We start from the raw sequence: 21,890 nt of genomic DNA, 5'->3' as shown, positions 1-21,890 counted from the left end.
TGCAGAATACGGTTCAAATTATGTTCGCGCGTTTTTCCGAGGATGAGGAACCAATCAACGATCGTCCAGATGCCGAGCCCGCCGCACGTGATCAATTTTGCGATGCCGAGGCCGATCTCGCCGAGCATGAACCGGTCGATGCCGAAGTGTCCGCCGATGAGCGAAACAATGAGCATCGTTGTCGGATCCTTCAGGTTGGCCCCTTGTACCTGAAGGAGCCTTGAATCGTCGAGCTTCGACAATTTTTCGCGGATGGCGTTCAGCTGGTATCCTTCAAAATACTTCGAGGACATCATCATGTACATGTCGATCTTTTGCTGGTCCATAGAAATATCCTTTCGATGATTGATGGCTGGGCCCGGTGAGGTTTCCCCGGCTTGTGAGTGGAGCCGATCCCTTTTTATGAAATAAACCCCCGAAACTTAACAATCGGTAGAAGAAAAAGCAATCGGAAGTTTAGGTGCTGTTCCACATTCGAAGCGTTTGGGCAAAGGTCCTCTCGTTCCCAATCTCCGATCGGGAACGGAGTGAAGATCTTCAGCCGAAGGACAAGTTACCGACACAGTTCCCAGACGGCGTTCGGGAGCGAGAGGGGGAATTCTCACCCTGTAACACTGCCGAAGTTCAGGTGGCGGGGTCCTTTGAAATGTTGGGAGCGAAAAGAATAAAACATCCAATGCCCCCTGATTCCTGTCACCGCCGCACAACAAAATTGAATCCTCCCGTCCTTAAGCCGGCGAGCTGCTTCACCATCCTGGAAACGACCCGGTCGACCGATTTCGCCGTTTTTAGAAAATTAATGTAACGAAGAATTTCCTTCTTCCGGTGCGGGGGGAGCCGTTGAAACGTCCGATGCGCTTTTCTGTTCTTTGCAAGCGCCCGCTTGAATTTCGGATGGATCGGAATAATGCGCGGCCTGCCGTCAAACTCAAGTTCAACGTTTGCCCGGTCCCCCACATCGATCCCCGCCGCTTTCCGCATCGGCGTGTTAAGGTACAATCTGTGCTTCCCCCGGTACTTCACGATCGTTTGGATGAAGCGATGGCCATTCAACTTCCCCGTTACGGGGAGTGGGCCCGTTGTTTTACCGGCCTTTTTGAATAATGCCGATAAAATTTTCGCAGGGACCTCGACATAGGGATTGACGCCGATGATGCGAATGGTATCGGAGAACGATTTCATTGAATTAAAGAGATCGCGCTTGTGGTCTAAGAGGGTTGACGTGGAACCGGCGCAGAAGTTACACTGGTTTGTCTTTGAACAATGTATTTCCTTTTACCAGCCATGACACGCCAAAGGCCAGAAGGGCTACAGACTCGAGGATCAGGACGGGGTTGCTTGAGGCAAGAAACGTCTCCCGGAGAAACAACGTATAGATGGTGATAAAGAGAATGGCAAGAAGCATGACGATGCCGCAAGCGCGATAGATCATATTCCTTCGTTTCTTCTCCTTCCCCATCACGCCGGGGTGCCGCCGTGTGAACAGGAATATTGAATTGTATGAAAGAGCGAGGAAGAACAACGTTCCGAAAATGAGGTGGATCGTTCCCGAAACGCCGTCATCGATAAGAAAAATGCCGACGCGTACGGTCCTCCCGGAATACATTGCGGTTGGAAAAAGGATCATCCCCATCGCAAACACTCCGCTCATGTTAACAACGATGTCGTCGATCCTTTCATAACCTTTGTAGGAGATGAGGAACAGCGCAACACCGCTCAAGATCCCCACAAAAAAATCGCGCATGTTGGTATAGTAATAACCGCTGATCGATCCCTGGAGTGTCGGCTCTCCCTGGGTGAACCCTCCGAAGACCACGACAATGGGGAGCAGAATGCCGAGAATTCCGATCAATCTTCTCATCGCTAAATACGAAACGATCAGACTTCTTTCCCGGTTTGTCGATAATCTAAAGGCCATGGCAGATTGTCACCATCATTTTTTTGAGGAACGGTATCGCTCCTGTCGTGGTGTGTTTTGCGGTGTGCCGGTTAACTTTTGGTCTCCGGATTTTCCTGGATGAGATAGAGGCGGTTGTCCTCGACACGGTACATCAGCGGGGCGATAACGATTTTCGGATACCGGAGCCGGAGCCGTTTCACTTCGCTGAGAATGAAATCGACTTCGTTGCCGATCTCGAACATCGGTGCAAAGTGGAAGAAATGCTCCTCCGCCGATTGCTGCTGCCAGCCGGCGGCATTCACCAGGCCCTGGACGAACTGCTCTTTGCGCGCGATCAGGTTGACCATGCCGCATTGCGTATGGCCGATCAGCGCGATGCACCGTACACCGCCGACGGCGATCGCATACGAGACCTTGAACTCGCTGTACCGCAGGTTCGCGCCCCCCGTTCGGATGATGAACGCAAAATTATCGGGGATGTGGAGATGCTTGCGGTTATCCATACACATGCCGATCAAAAGCTGGGCGCTGGAATACTGCTCAAAATTTCGCTCAAGGTTGTGGTATTCCAACAGAAGCCCGACCGGGGTATCGCGGTACTGGGGGGGAATATCTTCTCTGGACGTTATTGCCGCTAGTCTATGCATTCAACTTCCACTATTTAATTCAATCGAAAACATGCCCAACAAAGTAACGGTTGTTTTTCCCTTAATCAATACCGGGAAAAGAAATTCATGGTAAATTGAAGATCGTTAATTGATAGCTGTTTACGGTCGCTTTCCTGCTTTCATTTTGTATTCCTGCGCTTTAGCATTGTTGCCGAGCGCCGCATAGCATGCCGCCGTGTTGAGATACCCTCCCTGAAAATTCGGATCGAGCTTTATCGCTTGGAGAAAATACGGGAGGGCTTTCGAATACTGCTTTTGGTTGGCAAAAATAGCTCCAATATCGTTTTTGATCTTTGCTGAGCCGGGAGATAATTGTTCTGCCTGCTGAAAATCGAAGAGCGCTTCTTCAAATCGTCCCGCCTGAGCGAGGAACACGCCAAGCGACGAGAAAAAATCCGGGTTGGTGGGTTGGAGCCGGACAAGCGCTTTGTACGCATCGATCGCCTTGCCGATATTTCCCGCTGCCACTTCTACCTTGGCGCAGTTGAGCCATATCCGTCCGTTCGTGGAATCGAGCGCGACATACTTTTCATAGCATGCTGCCGCTTGAATAAATTCCCTGTGGTCGCGATGGTACACCGCAAGCTCCTCGTATGCATCGAGACACGCCTGAACATCCCAGAGTTTTTTATCTTCAAGTGTTTCAAACCGAGCCACCGATCGCCGAACATCTGCATTGAGCGTGATCCATGCGCCCGTCTGCAGCAGTGCGACCACGCCCAGTATCAGCAGCGCGCGGTGCCTTGTTTCTCTATTATCTACCACCGACACCCACAGAGCAACGGCCGCTGCGGGGATGCCAACGCTGAACGGCGCCGGAATACCCCAATCCCTGCTCATGCCGAGCGGACAGGTCACTGCGACGATGAATACAACACCGCACCCTGCTGCAAGTAGGAGGAACCTTTCAGACGTTTCCAGCGGATGCCGTTTTTTCAGCGCCACCGCGACCGCAGCGACGAGAAGGACGATGCCGGCGGGAACGGCCAACACCAGCAGATCAGCAACATCCGCAGCATGACTCAGAGCGAATAATGTGTATGGCTGCTGCTTTCCGGCCGGACCGCCGACAGGAAGTATGTTGGCTGCGGCATCGTGTACAACTTGCCGTAAAAAAGCGTAGGAATATCCTGAAACGGCGAGAGCGGCAATGAAGACGACACCTGAAAGAAGTAACGCTCCGAACGCTTCCGCGGCCGCTCCGCGGCGGACGGCGATATAGACAAGATAGAGAAGGGCCGGGATGAAAGCCGCCGCGCCTAAGTTCATCGATAACAGAAATCCGTATGCGGTGACGGCCCAATAGAGCGAAATTCTTTCCTTCAAATATCCGGCGCCGAGAAGAAGAAAGAGGAAAATTCCGGCGTAACCGGGGGCGTAGTTCTCGACGGAGCCGAAAAAGAGCATGCTCACTCCCGATGCCAGGAACAAAAATAAGATCAGGATCCTATCGGTTTCCTCTTCGACGAATAACCGTATGCCTTTCCAGGCGATAAATGTAAAACAGGCACCCGACAGCACGCTGAGCCACAGATAAGCATCCTCGGCGGGTGAAACACTTTCAAAGAACTCGAAGAGCCGGCTCAATTGGAAGATGAAGAAGCCGACGAGCGGCTCGCGGACAAAGCCGGTCAGGTTGAGGTTGTCCATGTTCTCCGGGACCTTCAGGCTCCGCAGCCGGAGATAACCGTCGCCGAGAAAATATGTCGCCGCGCGAAAGCGGATGAAGAGGAAAATGAGAACGGCAATGAATGCCATTCCGAGGAGCAGTCTGAGTACCGGCCGCCACGAGCTTTCCCATTCCGCAAACGAACGAAGAAGGTCGACCAGGAAAAACTGAACCTGCGGGATCATGACACCGAGCATCAAGGCGCAAACAATGAACCGCACTTCAATGCCGTAGAATGCCAGGGAATGGAACCCCCAATTCCAGGCGGTCGGCTGAAATGCGGACCAGAGGTCTGCTGCGACAAAAGCCCCGACAAAAAAATATATGACCGGAAAGACAAGCCGGTCTTCCGATTGGTCAGGAATGGGTTGCTCTGAAGTCGACATTGGAAAGGCCTATGCAAACGGAAAGGTTGACATCGCGCGGGAGTACATCCTCGGCAGACGGTACAGTTGAGTTCACGAACTCGTAATCATCAATGAGTATGGTCTGGTACCCGACGGTATAAAACTCTTCAAAATTTTTTCCAAATGCAACTTGAAGATACATCAGGCGGCGGTGTCTTTTCAAAAGATGTCCGGAGCCGGCCTGCAAGACGCTGTGCGGCCCTTCGACTCCGCGCTTTTTGGCGGGAGCGGGGTGGACAGCCCGACTCTATACTTTTCAAAGCAAAAAAAAACGCTACCATGCATCATGTTTCGGCAAGTTCATCATAGAAAAATGCTCTTCATTATTCGTTGGAATGAAGCGCAACAGTGTTGCCTTCCGAGTCCTTGAAGAATGCCATGTAACCGGTCTGCTTGTCGATGAGCGTCTTCGGCATCGTGACTTTGCCGCCGGCTTTCTCGATACGATTGAGCACAAGCTGCAAATCAGGGTTGGCGTTCAGATAGATAATGGACCCGGATCCGCTCGGCGTGTGCATTTTGCTTTGAACGAGCGAGCCCCCGACAGCCCCGTTTGTGCCGTCCGCCGGAAACATCGCCATCTTCATGTCCCCCGCTCCCCCCTGCGTCAGCGAGATCTCAAAGATGCTCTCGTAGAATTTTGTCGCCCTTTTGATGTCTGCTGCCGGAATTTCAAACCAATTCAGTGCATTTGTATCCTTGCCCATCTTTTTACCCATCGCTGCTCCTTGGTTATCGTGTTAATAAAAAGCCGAATTCGCCGACGCTACGCGGCTTCCGTCGATTTGCTGAACCGAATCACTCGCATCCAGCTTAACACCTTGATCAGGGGATACGTCGGATCGATCTCAAAAAAACGCACCGCAAAATTTGTTCTGCTCGGAAATTTGTGATGATTGTTTTGAAAAAGCTCGCCGAGCGTGAGGAAGTCAAACGGAAGCGAATTTCGGGATCTATCTCCGGTGTCCCTGAAATTCACGTAGCCGTATTTGTGTCCGCACCAGTTGACGATCCCTCCATGGATCGGTCCCATGATGAAGTGGAACGGAAGGAGAAGGTAGAACCAGGCACTCGGTGCAAAGAGAATGTAAAAGGCGATGTAAAACGCGACCCATGCATACCGCACCGTCCACGTATCTGCAAATCTGTCGAAGGCCTTCCATTCGGGGATGTTTTTATCGAACCCTTTTTCCGGTTCAACCCGGTGGAGCAGATAATCAAGATAGATATCCTTCGTTCTCCACATCATTCTGAACATGCTGCGAAAGTAATAGGGCGAGTGCGGATCCTTCTCGGTGTCGCTGTACGCGTGGTGCATCCTGTGCATGATCGCGTAAGCCCGCGGGTTAAGGAAGGACGATCCCTGCGTGATAAAGGTCGTCACATAAAATGTCCTCTCCCAGAATTTCGACATCGTGAACATTTTGTGCGCCGCGTAACGGTGCAAAAAGAAGGTCTGGCAAAACAACGACAAGAACCAATGGGCGACGAAAAAGACAACAATAACCATGAAAGGCCTCAGCGAGATATGGTGATAAAATGCGCTCCCTTGCAAACCATGGCATTCCTTTTCCCTGACAAGATTTCTTTAATCGGGGAGAGCGTTTGAATGTTACGAAGGACGGAACCGTGTTGAGCGAATACGAATATAACCGGAAATTTCTTCGATTAGTTTCCCCGTGACTTGTCCAACGCTTCGTAGTACTTGCGGATCAGATCCTGATAGTCTTTCGAGTACCCTTCTTCCATTGCTTTCAGGAGATCCTGACGGAGACCGTTCTGTTCCGGCTGGTCCTGAATTTCGGCCGGACTCCGGCGAACGGGCGTTACTCCGGCGGCCGACGTGCGCCGCTGCTCATAGTCCCGCTCTCGCATCGAGGTTTGCGCGTCGAGCATGCGCGACAAAATTCGCTGCTGCTGCCGGAGGGTGTTCGGGTTGACGTTGTTCTGCTGCAGGTTCTCGACGACTTCCTTCATGTCGTCGGCGATTCGCTGAAGGTCCCCCAGGATCCTGTTCTTGTCCTGGCTTTCCCGCGCTTCTTTATTGAGCTGCTCGAGCGATTTTCGGACCGCGTCCTGTTGATTTGCCAGCCGTCCCATCGCCTGAAGCTGTTCCTGCGAAAATCCTTTTCCGGATGACAGCTGCTCTGTCTGGGCGTTGATGCTTTGCTGCTCTCCTGCCATCCGCCGAAGCTGTTGCAGGAGCGAGGCGCCGGCTCCTCCCCCCTGTCCCCCCTGCTGAATCGCGTCCATCGCCGACTGGGTAAGCGTGGCGGCTTTGTTCAGCGACGTCATTGCTTCGGCCTGCGCCGAACTCGAGAACTGCCCGTTGCGCTGCTCGAGCCCGTTCATCGACTGCGACATTTCCCCCATCGCCTGTCCGACGGCTTTTCCCATTTCCGGCGTCACGGCAAATGATTTCTGACTCAAGCCGACTAAGCTGTTGGCGACGTTCGCGAGGTCGCTCTGCAAGCCGAGCTGTTTTTCCGCGTTTTCACGGAACTGTTCCGAGTTGGGAGAGAAGCCTTTCGTTTGATTCTTCAGATCCTCCTGGCGCTGTGAAATATCGAGCATATCCTGCATTGCTTTCCGCAGCGTGTTCACTGCTTCGTTGGTTTCGTTGCTCAACATCTGTTCCTGCATCTCTGACATCCGCTGTGCCATTTCCTGCAATGCTTTGGCCGCTTTTTCCTGCTCCTGCATCGCACGCTGCTGCTGCCGGCGGCGAAGCTGATCCGCACTTTGCTCCATCGCCTTCTGCAGTGCGCTGTCGCGTGCGGCTTCTTCGGCTTTCTCAAGGGCTTTCATCGGCATATCCTCGGGGAATTCCTCCATCTTCTTCCGAAGCTCTTCGAGCTGCTTTTGCATCTCTGCCAGCTGCTTGCCGATGTCGTCCTGCTTTCGCGCAAGTTCTTCCGTTTGTTTTCCGGATGTCGAATCTTCCGCCGTCTCGCGCTCAAGGCTTTCCTGCTGCTTCTCCATCTCGGTTGACCGCTTCACCATCTCGTCCATTTTTTGCTCGACCTGGATCCTTTTGAGCAGTTCCATCGTTCTCTCGATGCTTTGGCGGAATGCTTCCTCCGAAAACTGCACCTGCTGCATCGCCTGCCGCAGCTGCTCCGGCGAGACGTTCTGCATCGCGTCCTGCATTCGCTTCATCGCCTGCTGAAATTCGGGGGAGTCGATCTGCTGGAGCAATTGCTGCAGTTCCGAGTATTTTTGAAGCGTCTCGTTCGAGAGGATATGATTCTTCTGCATCGTCTGCGCCGTCGTGTCGAGCGATCTGCTGATGTCATCAATTTTCTTTGTCAGTTCCTGGTACCGCTTCAGCGTCTCCTCGGCCTTTTTCTGTTTCTGCCAATCGAGGGGCTGATTTTTTTTCATCTCTTGAGAAATTTCGTTCAGCTCCTTTTTCAGATCCTGTTCTTCGCCGAGCGACTGGTCGAGCTTTTCGATAGCCTCGTCCTGATTCTTGTCTGCATCCGCGAACACTTCGTCGAGAGAGGGAAGCCTAAGCAGGTAGGTTTCACTGACCCCCTTTTTAGGGCCGGAAATATTGTCGTTGTCGAAAACTTCGGCTCGGTATTCCACAACATCCTCCGGAACCAATCCCATCGGCGACAGATCCCATTGGAAACCGACTTCGGCATCGGCCGATTGCTTTTCCCCGTCGGGAAGAGGAATGGAAACGGCTGTGTAGCTTGTATCAGGCTTTTCATACCGCGAGTGGACCAGACGATACTTGAGGTTGAGCGCAGTGAAGCCGAAATCGTCATGGATGTTGAGCCGCAGAGGCAATTCCATTTTATCGACAACGTCGATGTTCTTGCCGGGATACGTGATCGAAACGGTAGGCGCCTGGTCCGGCGTTTCAGTAAGTCTATATTCTATCGGATCAGCATTGGTGAAACCCTCGCTGTCTTCGAGGAGGACATGATAAGAACCTTCGCGGTGAAGAATCAGTTGACCTGAATAGGCGCCGTCCCGAGGCTGCAGGCGCACCTCATTTCCATCTCTGAAGATGAGCGTTCCCCGGTCCAACGGCTTATTCGGCGTAATATGCCAGCGGATCAGCGTTCCGGGAAGCGCCGTTACATCGCCGGCATTATCGTCCAGCGCCTGCTCGGGAAGACGCGAGTACGAGGGAGGGGTCAGATGCACGATGAGCGATCTGACCACCGGCCGGTCGATCACGCTGATGGTATAGCGTGAACTGTGAATGCCTTCCGCCTCAGCAGAATATTCCGCAGACTGTCTGAGCGAAGAAAGTATGTAATGGAATTGTCCCGCAGAGTCGGACTGAACGTCTACCCTGTCTTCTGAGGAGATGCCGGTCTGCCGAATGGAAAGGGTGATCTTTTTCGGCATGGAGCGGCGGATCGGCCCTGCCGCTTCCGCATTCTCGATGAGCGAGATCGCTACCGGCACCGATTCCCCTCTGACGATTTCCGCGTTTCCCGGGCGGACCAGGAACGTGAAGGCAGCGGGCTGGCTGAATTCAGTCCGGAAGTGTACAAGCCGATTTGCCGAAGGCAGGAGATCAAACTGAGGAATAAGAAAGAGGATGATCGTGAAAACGGCAACGACAGCAAGATACCTTCCCGCTTTTCGAACCTGGTTGAACGAAACAACATCGGTGAAAGAAAGCTGAGCCGCTGCTTTCTGCAGATCGCCGAACGATGCATCAATGAGTTCCGGCGAATAGTCTGGATGAAAACCGGGCGCAGCGCTCTTCTTGGCATCGTGCTCATTAAAGATGTCAAGAATGTTCCATAATCTGTCCTTAATTTCGGGGAACGCTGTGCCGACGAGCGCCGCGACTTCTTTTTCAGAAATGCTCTTCAAAACATTTTTCCATCGCAGTAGCGGTTCGAGGATGAACAAGCCGGCACAAAGAAGAAGAGCGGTCGATCCAAGGACGATGATCGATGTCCTGAAAAGGGGATCTCCATGAGAGAGCGCCTCATTCGCGGAGAAGCCGGCGATCAACCAGAAGGCAAAGATTGCCGAACGAAGTATTCCCCGAAAGATCCTCTCTTTATAGATGCGCGAGCGGACCTTTGCCAACCGCCGGCGCATTTCCGCGTAGATCGGAGTGCTTTTGATCTCTGTTTCGTTCATACCAGCTTCACCGCTCATACCCAATACGTTACCTTATTGCGTCAGGACCCAGAAAAGCAGATTTGTCCCGAACCGGAGCGCTTCCTGCCGTTTCTCCTCCGGGTCTTTGTGAACGTCCGGGTCTGCCCATCCATCGCTCGGGTTTGATTCGTACGTATAGTAGACAACAAGCCGGCCCTTATAGAAAATCCCGAATCCCTGCGGCGGCTTGCCGTTGTGCTCATGGGTTTTCGGGACGCCGTTGGGGAAATCGAACACGCAATGATACAAACCGTACGAAAACGGCAGCTCAACAAGATTCTCTTCGGGAAAGACCTTCTTGATCTCTCTGCGGAACGCTTTGTCCATTCCATAGTCGTCGTCGGCGTAGAGAAAGCCGCCGTGCTCAAGATAGGTACGAAGGCGTTGGACCTCGTAATCGGAGAAGAGGATCCCACCGTGTCCCGTCATGAAGATGAACGGGTATGAAAAAAATTTATCGTCGGAAATCTCGGTGAATTCATATTGAGGATCGACGTCAATGCCGGTGTACTGCTTCGCAAAATTCAGCAGGTTCACCTCTCCCGAAGGATCATTATACCAATCCCCTCCCCCCGAATACTTCAAGCGTCCGATGCGGAATTGAGATTCAATCCGTTTGGGCTGGGAGCCGGCGGCATCAATAAGGACAAGCGCAAATACGGAGATGACGATCACCTTTCGCATGAAGAAAATTTAGAGAAACAGGAGGGGAGAAGCAAGAAAGAACGGCACACCATTGCTCATAAACATAAACGTCCCGCCCGGCTCGTTCAGCCGGACGGGACGCTCACACATCACTCACACCGACATCAATCCATGATTTTTCGCAGGAACGCGGGCTTGTCGGTGTCACCGCGGTCCGCTGCCGGCTGCGTGAAGCGGGGCTCAGTGACCGGCATGGCCGGCGTCGGAATCTGGAACCCTTTGCGGATGTACGCCGGTTCATCCATCTTTTTCAGATCCTGCACTCCGGTTGGAATGTGATCGAGCACGCGGACATTTTTCGAAGGGCGTGCCGTTGCCGAGGCTTTTCTGTTGAAGCCGGTCGCAATGACCGTGACCATCAATTCTTCGGTCATCGACTCGTCGATCACGGCGCCGAGAATCACGTTCGCATCGTCGCCGGCCGCCTCGTGAATAATGCTCGTCGCTTCGTCGACCTCAACAAGCGAAAGGTTCTTTCCGCCGGTGATATTGACAAGCACCCCCTGCGCGCCGGCGATCGAGACGCCTTCGAGCAGCGGGCTGGAGATCGCCGCGTTCGCCGCTTCGACCGCTCTGTTCTCTCCCGTCGCAACGCCCGACCCCATCAGCGCATCGCCCATTTCCCGCATGATCGTGCGGACGTCGGCAAAGTCGAGGTTGATGAGACCGGGAACGGTGATCAACTCCGAAATTCCGCGCGTGGCATTATGCAGGACGCGGTTGCAGATCTCGAACGCTTCCTCGAGCGGCGTTGTTTTTTCAACGATCGAAAGAAGTTTTTGATTCGGAATGACGATCAGCGTATCGACCTGCTTTTTCAGCTCTTCGAGACCGTACTCCGCCTGCGTCAATCGCTTCTTCCCCTCGCAGTTGAACGGCTTCGTGACGATGCCGACGACGAGCGCGCCAAGGCTCTTCGCAATGTTCGCGACGACGGGACCGCCGCCGGTGCCGGTGCCGCCTCCCATGCCGGCGGTGATAAATACCATGTCGCTGCCGGCGAGCGCGCGCGCAATTTCTTCGCGGTCTTCCTCAGCCGCGCGGTGGCCGATACTGGGGTCTGCGCCGGCTCCAAGTCCGCGGGTAAGGTTCTTTCCGATCTGAATTTTGTTCGGGGCGTTCGTCCGCTCAAGGGCCTGGGTGTCGGTGTTGATGCAAATAAAGTCAACGCCGCTGAGGCCCTTGTCAATCATGCTGACGATCGCGTTGCTCCCGCCTCCGCCAACTCCCACTACACGGATCTTCGCGCCGCCGTCTTTGGGGTTGTCAAGTTCTATCATGGTACTCCTTTGTGTTTAGTGAGTGATGTGTGTGTGATAATAATTTCAGTGTTTTCTCGGTCTAAGGTTTTTCGCAATCATTGTTAGGCAATACAGATTACAGGAGACAGAATTCAAAGGCCGCTCGTATTCGGTATCCTGACTTCTGCATTCTGTCTTCTTGATCACAACTCATCAAACCATCCCTTCATCCTCTTGAAAATCGTCGGGAATTTTCCGTCCATCTTCGTTCCCCGGATATTCTCAATATTCGGCCGCTGACGATGCTTGATGGCGTGGTGGACAAGGCCGACGCCCGTCGCGTACATCGGATTTTCAATTTCACGGACAAGGCCGCCGCGGAATCCCTGGGGGATGCCGATCTTGACGGGCATGCCGAGAACGTCGCGGGCCAGGTCGGCCGTCCCTTTGATAAGAGACCCTCCTCCGGTCAGCACGACTCCCGCCGACAGATGCTTTTGATACCCCGAGCGTTTGATCTCCATCGCCGCGATCTCCAGAATTTCTTCCATGCGCGGCTGAATGATCTGGCATAGAAGGCGCTGGTCGATGTCGAGCGGCGGGCGCCCGCCGATGCCCGGAACCGTGATCGGCGCGTTCTCCATGATCGAAGGCAGATGCGCGTGGCCGTGCGTGATCTTCAACTGTTCGGCCTGGTCGGAAAGAATTCCAAGGCCGCGGCGGATATCGTCGGTCACTTTTTTTCCGGCGATGCCGATGACCGCGGTATGGCGGATCGTGCGGTCTTCGAACACCGCGAGGTCGGTCGTCCCACCGCCGATGTCGACAAGCGCCACGCCGACCTCTTTTTCCTCCTTATCAAGAACGGCGTCGCTCGACGCGATCGGTTCAAGGACGATGTCGCTCACCGACACACCGGCGCGCTGAACGCACTTCAAAATATTCTGGGCGGCAGACACGAGACCGGTGATGATATGCACGTTCGCTTCCATCCGGACGCCGGACATCCCGACCGGGTCGTAAACACCATCCTGTCCATCGACGATAAACTCCTGCGGTATGACATGGATGATCTTTCTGTCGGACGGCAATGCCACCTTTTTTGTGTCCTCGATGAGGCGGTCGACGTCTGCCTGCGTGATCTCCTGCTCCGGACCGCTGATGGCGATGACGCCCCGGCTCTGAAAGCTCTGCACGTGGTCTCCCGCGATCCCCGCAACGACCGTCTGGATCTTGGCGCCGGACTGAAGCTCCGCTTCGCGCACGGCCGCCTGGATCGATGCGATCGTTTTTTCAATATGCGTGATGACTCCGCGCGTCAGTCCCTCGGACTTGCTCTTGCCGATCCCGAGGATGTTCACCTCGTTGTTCTCGCTCAACGATGCGACGATCGCGCAAACCTTTGTTGTACCGATGTCCAATCCAACGTAAATATTTTCCATGCTGCTTCCTTTTTCTTCGAATGAATCCTGCTTGCTATGACGATTTTTTTATAGAATGAGCATCCGTTGCTTTTGCCGACGACACAACGACCTGGTCGTCAAAACGGATATCGATGTACCGGATATCCTGCGAGCTCTGCTCTGCGACGAATTTTTTCCAAAACGCATCGAGCTTCACCATTTTCTTCGCCGCATCGCCCCGCCCGAAAATGATCGGCACTCCCGTATCGGCTGAATAGAGCACCATATCGTGGCCGCTGTGAATCCGGACCTCCGAGATGAGGCGGAACAGCTCGCTCCCGACCCGCTGCGCGGTTTCCAGAGCGTCCAGAGCCCCGAGCACGTCGGTATGCGTCGTGCGCTGCCCGACGGCAACATCCGCCAGCGAATCGATGCCGCTGATGACGGGAAGGTCGAAGATCGCCTGGGATGAAACGTGTGGAAGAACGTAGCCTTCTTCATCGATATACAGCATTTCGGCCTTTCCCGGAAGAGCGAGAAGCGCGATCGGAGTCCGTTCTTCCACCGCAATTCGTATCGTTCCCGGTGCGTCTCTCGACACGATCACGTTCTTCACAAAATGATTTTGCTCGATATTTTTCTTTATCGAGAGGAGATCGACGTCGTACATTTTGGTCTTCAGAGAAACGTGTGCAAGGGAGACCACCTCTTCCTGTGTGACGATATGCTCGCCTTCGACGATGATGCCGCTGACGGTGAGATGTTCCTTCCATTGCATCGTCCCGAACCACATGACAAGCCCCGTAAGAGTGAGCAACGCGAACACTCCGTACACTTTCTTTCCGTGCGCCGGAACTGCCGTCTGCTCGATATTGCCTTCTTCACTCATGCAGCCGCCTCGGTGATCTCTTCTTCCTCAAAGCCGATCAATTTGACCTCGAGCTCAAGCTTGATTCCGGTCTGCTCGAACACTTTTTTCTGCGCGAGCCGTACCAGGTCGAAAACGTTGCGTGCCGTTGCATTTCCGTGGTTCACAATGAAATTTCCGTGTTTGTCGGAAATTTGCGCTTCGCCGATTCTTTTCCCTTTCAACCCGGCCTCTTCGACCAACTTCGCCGCAAACGTTCCCTGCGGATTCTTGAACATGCTTCCCGAATTCGGCAGGTTCAAGGGCTGCGATTGATTCCGTTTCAAGAGCAGTTCCCGGCGCCGCTTGACGAGTTCCGCTAAATTTCCCTCCGGCAGGGCGAAGGATGCGTTCAGCACCACGTCCCGTGCAAAGCCCGAGCGCCGGTATGAAAACCCGGCCTCCGCTTTTCGAATTTTCTGGATGGCATCGTCCCGGTAAATTTCCACCTCGGCAAGGTGGTCGGAAATCTCTCCGCCGTACGCCCCGGCGTTCATGATCACCGCCCCGCCGATCGTACCGGGAATTCCGGCGAGCATTTCCACGCCCGCTTTCTCATGCTGAATGCAAAAGTCGACGAACTTGCTCAGCCGGACGCCGGCGTCGGCCGTAATGATGTTGCGCTCGATGCTGACGGAACCCAATCCCTCTTCAAGATTGATCGCCGCTCCTCGAAACCCGTTGTCGCTGATGAGGAGGTTGGAACCCTTTCCGATGATCATAAACCGATAGTCGAATTTTTTGAAAAAGCGGATGATCTCGATCAGGTCGAACTTGTCGACCGGCTCGAGATAGAAATCCGCGGGGCCGCCGATCCGGAACGATGTGTACTTTCCGAGCGGCTCTGCAACGGCTACATGTCCGCGAAAAACTTTCCGTATGTCTTCGACTGAGACCATTTGTCAATAGTCAAGAATTAAAAAGTTGCGTGCCAGGTTTCTAATTCTTCATTTTTAATTGTTTCAAAAGTTCTTCACCGTACTTCCAGATATCGCCGGCGCCCATCGTCACGATGATGTCTCCGGAACGCGTATTCTTTTTCAGGTATCCCGGCAGCTGCTTTTTGTCCTGAACATAGTGGACATCTTTGTGCCCGAACTGTTTGGCGGCGTTGGCGATCAATTCGCCAGTGACGCCCTGGATCGGCTCTTCGCGCGCCGGATAAACGTCGGTCACCACCAGCATGTCGGCGAGGAGAAACGCCTTGCCGAATTCCTCGTAAAAATCCCGCGTGCGCGAATAGAGATGCGGCTGGAACACGCACACCACTCTTCTTCGCCATCCGGCTTTCACTCCGGAAAGCGTCGCTCTGCATTCCGTCGGATGATGCGCATAATCGTCATAAACGGTGATTCCGTTCGCCTCGCCTTTCTTTTCCCATCGGCGGTAGACTCCAGTGAATTTTTCAATCCCGGCCTTCACCTTCGAAAACGGGACTCCAAGCTGCAATCCGACAGCGATCGCGGCAAGCGCGTTCTGGATGTTGTGATTTCCCGGTATCTGCAGCGTGATCTGTCCAAGGTCCTCGAAGCCGCGCGCGACGGTGAACGTGCTGGTATTTTCTTTATGATGAATGTCGATCGCCTGGATGTCTGCCTGCGGCGTCAGTCCGTACGTGAAGAGCTTCTTCTTGCTGATCTGCGGCATAATGTCCTGCAGCGCAGGCTCGTCAAGGCAAAGAACGATGAAGCCGTAAAAGGGGACCTTGTTTGCAAACTGGATGAACGCCCCTTTGATGTCCTCGAGGTCGCGATAGCAGTCAAGGTGGTCCGTCTCAAGCGTCGTTAAAACAGCGACCGTTGGAGTGATCGAGAGGAACGAACGGTCGAATTCATCCGCTTCGACGACGATAAAATCTCCTTTGCCCAGGCGCGCGTTCGTCCCGCCAAGCCCGCTTAATTTTCCCCCCACGATGACCGTCGGGTCGAATCCCCCTTCCAGCAGCACGAGGCTCACCATGGATGTCGTTGTCGTCTTGCCGTGCGTTCCCGCGATGCCGATGCCGTATTTCAGCCGCATGACCTCGGCAAGCATTTCCGCGCGGCGGACGATCGGAATTTTCCGCCGTCCCGCTTCGACAAGCTCGGGGTTCTCCGGCGCAACGGCGGATGAATACACCAGCGTATCGACGTCCGCCGAGAGATTTTCCGCCTTGTGTCCTTCAAAGATCTTCGCGCCGAGCGACTGGAGATGCTCCGTCACCTCGCTCAGCGACCTGTCCGACCCGCTCACGCTGAATCCCTGGTCCATCAGTATTTCCGCAATGCCGCTCATGCCGATGCCGCCGATGCCGACAAAATGAATTTTCTTTATTGAACTGAACATAACCTCATTAAATGGTCCTTGGTCCTTGCTTACGTCTTGCTTCTCACTCTGAACCTCGACCGTTCCCCTTTCGGGACCTTCGAGGCGACGCGTTCCATTTCCGCGATCAATTCCTTTTGCCGTTCGTACCTTCCGACGCGGATCCTGTACAATCGCCGCCGGCCGTGAACTTTGAACACGATCACCTGGAATCTCCCGGCCGTCTGCACGCTCCGTTCGCGTCCGATATGGAACCATTCAATCTCTGAGAACAGGATCTCTCTTTTTGTGAACTTATGCTGGAAGACGATCGAATCCTGCTCAACGATAAGCTTTCGGTCCCGCATTTTATTGAGCGAGAGCGTGACAAAGGCAATCACAACGAAAAAACCGATGATATAAAGAATCGGGTCCCTGAACACGAGCGTGAACTCGTTTTCGATAAAGCTGCCTTTTACTCCCGCGTACAGAATGAGCGTCACCAGGTAAATCAGCGCCTGTTGGTAATAAAAGTCGAGTTTGTATTTGAATTCTTTCGGGGGCATTGCCTTTTTATTTTCGATATTCAGGAACGTAATGCTAGCACTTTCATCGCAATATCCTTTCCGGCTTCCGGTCTTCCCAGGCGTAAGCTGTTTTCGGCCATCGTTTTTTGTATTCCAGCATTCAAAAGAATTTCTTTGATAGCCGGGAGCGCTTTGATCTGCAGCTCATCATCTTTGATCATGACTGCCGCGCCGGCATCGACGAGAGCTTGCGCGTTGAACTCCTGATGGTTCGCCGCCGCCTGCGGATACGGCGCCAGGATAGCCGCTTTCCCGAGCCGCGTCAGCTCGGCGAGCGTCGTCGCGCCCGAGCGGCAAAGGACCGCATCGGCCGCCGCATATGCACATTCCATTCTATCGATAAATTTTCCGATCCAGACGGTGGAAGATCTTTTCGCTTCATACCGCTGAAGATCTTTTTCGCCGGTCTGCCAGATTATTTGGATATCCGAAACTGACAGCTCTCCGGCGATCTTTTCCACCGCTGAATTGATCGCCGCGGCGCCAAGGCTCCCTCCGAACACCAGAAGGGTTTTCTTCCCGGGATGAAGATTGAAAAATCTTGCCCCCTCTTCGCGTGATACCGTTCCGAGCGATTCCCGGGTCGGAGTTCCCACAAGCTCGATCTTGGATGCGTCGAGTTTCGGCAGCCATTGCGTCGTCGCTTCGAATGTCAGGAAGACCTTTGAAACCCTTGGCGCCAAGGCCCGCGTCGCCATCCCGGGATAACTGTTGCTTTCATGAACGACGGTCGGAATCTTCATCCACGATGCCAAGGTAAGTACCGGCCAGCAAATGTAGCCTCCGGTGCCGACGACAACGGTCGGTGCTAATTTCCGAATGAGAAAGAACGACTGAAACAATGCAACGACGATTTTGACCGGGAGGAGCAGGTTCTCGACCGTCAGCCGGCGATGGAATCCGCTGATCCAGATCGTGTGAAACGCAAATCCTTTTTCTGGAACGACCCGCGCTTCGATCTTATTTCTTGTGCCGGCAAAATCAATGCGAGCATCGGGGCGTATTTTTTTTATTTCCTCCGCGATCGCGATCGCGGGAAAAAGATGTCCGCCGGTTCCGCCGGCAGCGAAAAGAACTGAATCCGGTCTCGGCTTATCGGACATATGCTGGTTTCCAAATCATCCTCTCAATACACTTTCCCGACTGCCGGTTCGTTGGTTTCAACGGAAGGCGGCATCGCCGCCTCCTTCGCCTGCCGCGGATGCAGGTCCGTATGGGCGGAAATATTCAACAGTACGCCCATCGCAAATGATGAGAAGACGATGGCCGACCCGCCGTAACTGACGAAGGGCATCGGCAGTCCGGTCGTCGGAAAAACGCCGAGCGTCACGAGCGCGTTGCCGAGCGCATAAACAACGATCGTTGAGGTGATGCCGATCGCAAGATATTTTCCGAAATCGTCGGGGGCATTCTTGGCGATTTTGAACCCGCGCAAAAGGATCGTCAGGAACAGCGCCATAAAAATAATGGTGCCGATGAGCCCGTATTCCTCGCCGACGATGGAGAAAACAAAATCTCCGTACGATTCGGGCAAAAAGAGATCGCGCTGTTTGCTCGCTCCCATGCCGACGCCGAACAATCCGCCGTTGCCGAAACCGATAATTCCCTGCCACAATTGATAGTTCGCTTTACTGGGCGCCGCGGTGCCGCTTTCATGCCCGATAAATGAGAGGATGCGCCGCATCCGGTATTCTGCGCTCACCATATACACGAGCACAGCGGGGATCAGGGCCGACATCGATAGAACGATATGCTTGAGCCGCGCGCCGCCGGTGAAGATCATCACCATACCAAGCAGGAAGATCATCGCGCCGGTGCTGAAATTCGGCTGAAGCATGACAAGCGTGACGACGCCCCCGATCCAAAGCATCAACGGGAGAAACCCTGTTTTGAAATCATGGATCTTCGTCCCTTTCGTCGCCAGCAGCACGCTCAGATGAAACACGAGCGCAAACTTCGCCGCCTCCGAGGGCTGAAGATTGAACCCTCCGAGACTGAGCCATCGCGATGCCCCTTTTATTTCACCGCCGACGGCAAGCGTAAAGAACAAAAGCACTACGCACGCAATGAGCGCAACCTTCGTCAGCTTCTTGTAATATTTATAGTCGACGCTCATCGCCACAAACATCGTCGCGAGACCGACCAGCACTTTGATGATGTGCTTGTTCACCAGCCCGTTCGTCGCTCCATATTTTTGGAGCGCCCACGTCGACGACGCGCTGTACACCACGACCGTGCTCGCCACCATCAAAAAGAGGACGACGATGAGAACGACCCTGTCGATATGGTTGCGCTGTGCTGCCATCTAATGCGATCGTAGCGAAAGTACTGCCGACTTAAAAACACGTCCCCGCTCCTCGTAATCCGTGAACCAATCGAACGAAGTGCAGGCGGGGGAAAGGAGAACCACGTCGCCGCGGCGGGCGAGCGCCGTCGCCACCTCGATCGTCCGTTCCATTGAAACGACGTTTGGGATTTCATTTCCGATCGTATCAACGCGCTCTACAGGGACCACTTTCTCAAAATTTTTGACTATTTTCTCCGCCGAATATCCGACGGCCACGATCGCTCTGACCTTCTTTTTGACCGCATCGGCCATTGTCGAGTAGTCGTTTCCCTTGTCTTTTCCGCCGAGGATCAAAACGATCGGCTCCGAAAAAGCGCTGAGCGCTCTGAGGACGGCTTCCACTGTCGTCGCTTTGGAATCGTTCACGTATCGAATGCCGTTCATTTCCCGGACAAATTCCTGCCGGTGCTCGACCCCTTTAAAATTTCTCAGCGTAGAACGGATGTACGCCGGGCCGACTCCCATCGCCTGGGCTGCAAGCGTCGCGGCCATTGCATTCTGCAGATTATGCTCTCCGCGTATGCTGATCTCTGAAGTGTTGATGATATCCCGCCCCTTGCCGTTCATTTGTGTTTTCAAAAGACCATGATCGACGAATGCTCCCTCGTTCACCTTTGTTGCCGTGCTGAACGCCAGCGTCCGGCATTTTGCATTTTTGGCCTTACCCGTTGTCAGCTCGTCGTCCTGGTTATAGATGAGGAGGTCGTCCGCGGTCTGGTTCATGAAGATCCGCGCTTTCGAATCCGCATATTGTTCCATCGAATTCCCGTACCGGTCCATGTGATTCCGCGTAATGTTGAGGATGACCGAGATCCTCGGGTGAAACGACCCGATATGGTCGAGCTGAAAACTGCTCACCTCCAAAACAGCAACATCTGTCTCAGCCAGAGCCAGAACGATATTTGAGAATGCCTCGCCAATGTTGCCCGCAACAGCATGTTTTTTCTTTGCATCGCTGAAGATCCTTCCCAGCAGTGTGGTTGTTGTCGTTTTGCCGTTGCTGCCGGTAATGGCAACAATCGGAGCCTTACAAAACCAGCTTGCGACTTCCAGCTCGCTGACAACGTCGATGCCGCGCTTTTTCGCTTCGAGGACAACGGGAGCATCACTCGGCACTCCCGGACTTAGGACCATCAATGAACAATCAAAAACTCGCCCGGAATGGCTACCGGCTTCGTACGAGATATTTTCCTTCTTCAGCTCTGCAATGTTCTTCGCCAGCTTCGTTGCGTCCCCGGCGTCGCTGACGAACACGCGCGCGCCGTTCTGCGTGAGCAACCGCGCTACTCCGACACCGCTGCGTGCGGCCCCGATGACCGATATTTGTTTTGAACGCAGCTTCGATATTTCCATAGTGATCGCTCAGATGACGCTGATGGTACGCTGATTGCAGATGTCTCAGATTCTTTCATCAGTGAATTTATTGGATATTTTCGCCGCTGATCTGCGCGACGCGGCATCAGCGTTTAAATCTGCGCCATCAGCGAAATCATCACCGGACCTTGAATGTCGCCAGGCTGACGATCATCAGCATGACGGCAATAATGTAAAAACGGGTAACGATTTTCGGCTCCGCGATCCCCATCATTTCAAAATGATGATGGATCGGGGCCATCCGGAACACGCGGCGCCCTTCGCCGTATTTTCTTTTCGTGTACTTGAAATACAGCCTTTGAAGGATCACCGAGACCGTTTCGACAAAAAAAATTCCGCCAAGGATCGGAAGGATCAGTTCTTTCTTGATCATGACGGTGATCGCGCCGATCGCGCCTCCGAGCGCAAGCGAACCGGTGTCCCCCATGAACACCTGCGCGGGGTACGAATTGAACCAGAGAAAGCCGAGCGCTCCTCCCACCAGCGCCGCACAATAGATCACGAGCTCGCCGTTTCCCCGGATGTAGATGATGTTGAGGTAACGGCTGAATTCGATGTTTCCCGAGATATAGCTGATGACGGCAAGGGTCAGGGCAACGATGCCGACCGTGCCGATGGCAAGGCCGTCGAGACCGTCGGTGAGGTTCACCGCATTCGACGTCGCCACGATGATGAAAATGACGACCGGGATATACATGAAAAAGAAATCAAAATTCAGATTCTTGAAGAACGGAACCGTAGTGATCGTGTTGGCGTGCACGGCTTTCAGTTCCGGAGAAAAGTACATCGCCGCGCCTAGCACGAGTCCGACCGTGACCTGTCCGACAATTTTATACCAGCCGATGAGGCCTTTCCGCTTCTTCTTCACCACCTTCAGGTAATCGTCCAAGAATCCGACAAGCCCGAGACCCATTGTGACGAAAACGATGAGCAGCACGTACATGTTCTTCAGATCCCCCCACAGCACTGTCGGGATCAGCACGGCACCGAGCACGATCAATCCTCCCATCGTCGGAGTCCCAGCTTTGCTCAGATGGGTTTTCGGAGCTTCAAGCTTTGCCGCCTCGCCGATCTGATGTTTCTTCAACGCGGCAATGATCTTCGGCCCCGTCCAGAAGCTGATGATGAGCGCCGTGACAGCCGCAGCCGCCGACCGGAACGTTAGATACCGAACGATCCCAAAACCCGGAGGATGATAAAGTCTCTCAAGAAGGTTCAAAAAGTAATAAAGCATGGTTCTTTCGTCGGAGCGGATGC

Annotated in this window: 19 protein-coding genes; all 19 read right to left on the bottom strand. The window is 53.8% G+C overall.

The features are described 5' to 3' along the window. A partial coding sequence (locus VMF88_02905; protein HTY10001.1) for a TM2 domain-containing protein occupies nucleotides 1-326 on the bottom strand: 326 nt, incomplete at its 3' end. Nucleotides 327-693: 367 nt separating this feature from the next. Beyond that, on the bottom strand, nucleotides 694-1,182 hold the full coding sequence (locus VMF88_02900; protein HTY10000.1) for a YdeI/OmpD-associated family protein: 489 nt from the start codon (nucleotides 1,180-1,182) through the stop codon (nucleotides 694-696). Between the two features lie 58 nt (nucleotides 1,183-1,240). Then, a complete protein-coding gene (locus tag VMF88_02895; protein HTY09999.1) occupies nucleotides 1,241-1,918 on the bottom strand; it encodes a DUF998 domain-containing protein in 678 nt (225 codons plus the stop codon). A 71-nt stretch (nucleotides 1,919-1,989) separates the two neighbouring features. Continuing rightward, a complete protein-coding gene (locus VMF88_02890) occupies nucleotides 1,990-2,547 on the bottom strand; it encodes a carbonic anhydrase (GenBank protein HTY09998.1) in 558 nt (185 codons plus the stop codon). A gap of 120 nt (nucleotides 2,548-2,667) precedes the next feature. Beyond that, nucleotides 2,668-4,623, bottom strand: coding sequence for a tetratricopeptide repeat protein (locus tag VMF88_02885; protein HTY09997.1), 1,956 nt, complete (start codon nucleotides 4,621-4,623; stop codon nucleotides 2,668-2,670). 344 nt (nucleotides 4,624-4,967) lie between these two features. Beyond that, the gene (locus VMF88_02880; GenBank protein ID HTY09996.1) at nucleotides 4,968-5,363 is read right to left on the bottom strand and encodes a VOC family protein; all 396 of its coding nucleotides are present in this window, start codon (nucleotides 5,361-5,363) and stop codon (nucleotides 4,968-4,970) included. A gap of 47 nt (nucleotides 5,364-5,410) precedes the next feature. Next, nucleotides 5,411-6,154, bottom strand: coding sequence for an acyl-CoA desaturase (locus tag VMF88_02875; GenBank protein HTY09995.1), 744 nt, complete (start codon nucleotides 6,152-6,154; stop codon nucleotides 5,411-5,413). 158 nt (nucleotides 6,155-6,312) lie between these two features. After that, nucleotides 6,313-9,765, bottom strand: coding sequence for a DUF4175 family protein (locus VMF88_02870; GenBank protein HTY09994.1), 3,453 nt, complete (start codon nucleotides 9,763-9,765; stop codon nucleotides 6,313-6,315). Between the two features lie 33 nt (nucleotides 9,766-9,798). Continuing rightward, complete coding sequence (locus tag VMF88_02865; GenBank protein HTY09993.1) at nucleotides 9,799-10,470, bottom strand: DUF4159 domain-containing protein; 672 nt, start codon at nucleotides 10,468-10,470, stop codon at nucleotides 9,799-9,801. Between the two features lie 125 nt (nucleotides 10,471-10,595). Further along, a complete protein-coding gene (gene ftsZ, locus VMF88_02860; protein HTY09992.1) occupies nucleotides 10,596-11,771 on the bottom strand; it encodes a cell division protein FtsZ in 1,176 nt (391 codons plus the stop codon). Between the two features lie 164 nt (nucleotides 11,772-11,935). Then, the gene (gene ftsA / locus VMF88_02855) at nucleotides 11,936-13,174 is read right to left on the bottom strand and encodes a cell division protein FtsA (protein ID HTY09991.1); all 1,239 of its coding nucleotides are present in this window, start codon (nucleotides 13,172-13,174) and stop codon (nucleotides 11,936-11,938) included. A 34-nt stretch (nucleotides 13,175-13,208) separates the two neighbouring features. Continuing rightward, the gene (locus VMF88_02850) at nucleotides 13,209-14,024 is read right to left on the bottom strand and encodes an FtsQ-type POTRA domain-containing protein (GenBank protein ID HTY09990.1); all 816 of its coding nucleotides are present in this window, start codon (nucleotides 14,022-14,024) and stop codon (nucleotides 13,209-13,211) included. Further along, nucleotides 14,021-14,941 (bottom strand): UDP-N-acetylmuramate dehydrogenase, encoded by a 921-nt coding sequence (murB, locus tag VMF88_02845; GenBank protein ID HTY09989.1) that lies wholly within the window; start codon nucleotides 14,939-14,941, stop codon nucleotides 14,021-14,023. Before murB ends, VMF88_02850 begins: the two co-directional genes overlap by 4 nt. A gap of 40 nt (nucleotides 14,942-14,981) precedes the next feature. Then, the gene (gene murC, locus VMF88_02840) at nucleotides 14,982-16,367 is read right to left on the bottom strand and encodes a UDP-N-acetylmuramate--L-alanine ligase (protein HTY09988.1); all 1,386 of its coding nucleotides are present in this window, start codon (nucleotides 16,365-16,367) and stop codon (nucleotides 14,982-14,984) included. Between the two features lie 29 nt (nucleotides 16,368-16,396). After that, a complete protein-coding gene (locus VMF88_02835; protein HTY09987.1) occupies nucleotides 16,397-16,891 on the bottom strand; it encodes a hypothetical protein in 495 nt (164 codons plus the stop codon). Between the two features lie 20 nt (nucleotides 16,892-16,911). Beyond that, complete coding sequence (gene murG / locus VMF88_02830) at nucleotides 16,912-18,015, bottom strand: undecaprenyldiphospho-muramoylpentapeptide beta-N-acetylglucosaminyltransferase (GenBank protein HTY09986.1); 1,104 nt, start codon at nucleotides 18,013-18,015, stop codon at nucleotides 16,912-16,914. Nucleotides 18,016-18,038: 23 nt separating this feature from the next. Then, on the bottom strand, nucleotides 18,039-19,217 hold the full coding sequence (locus tag VMF88_02825; GenBank protein ID HTY09985.1) for a putative peptidoglycan glycosyltransferase FtsW: 1,179 nt from the start codon (nucleotides 19,215-19,217) through the stop codon (nucleotides 18,039-18,041). Continuing rightward, a complete protein-coding gene (gene murD / locus VMF88_02820; protein HTY09984.1) occupies nucleotides 19,218-20,612 on the bottom strand; it encodes a UDP-N-acetylmuramoyl-L-alanine--D-glutamate ligase in 1,395 nt (464 codons plus the stop codon). 139 nt (nucleotides 20,613-20,751) lie between these two features. Then, entirely contained in the window at nucleotides 20,752-21,867 is a 1,116-nt protein-coding gene (mraY, locus tag VMF88_02815; protein HTY09983.1) for a phospho-N-acetylmuramoyl-pentapeptide-transferase, read from the bottom strand. Nucleotides 21,868-21,890: the final 23 nt, after the last annotated feature.

The organism is Bacteroidota bacterium, assembly GCA_035506275.1.
Taxonomy (GTDB): domain Bacteria; phylum Bacteroidota; class Ignavibacteria; order UBA10030; family UBA8401; genus JAGVPT01.
This window is presented reverse-complemented; position numbering and strand designations above follow the sequence as displayed.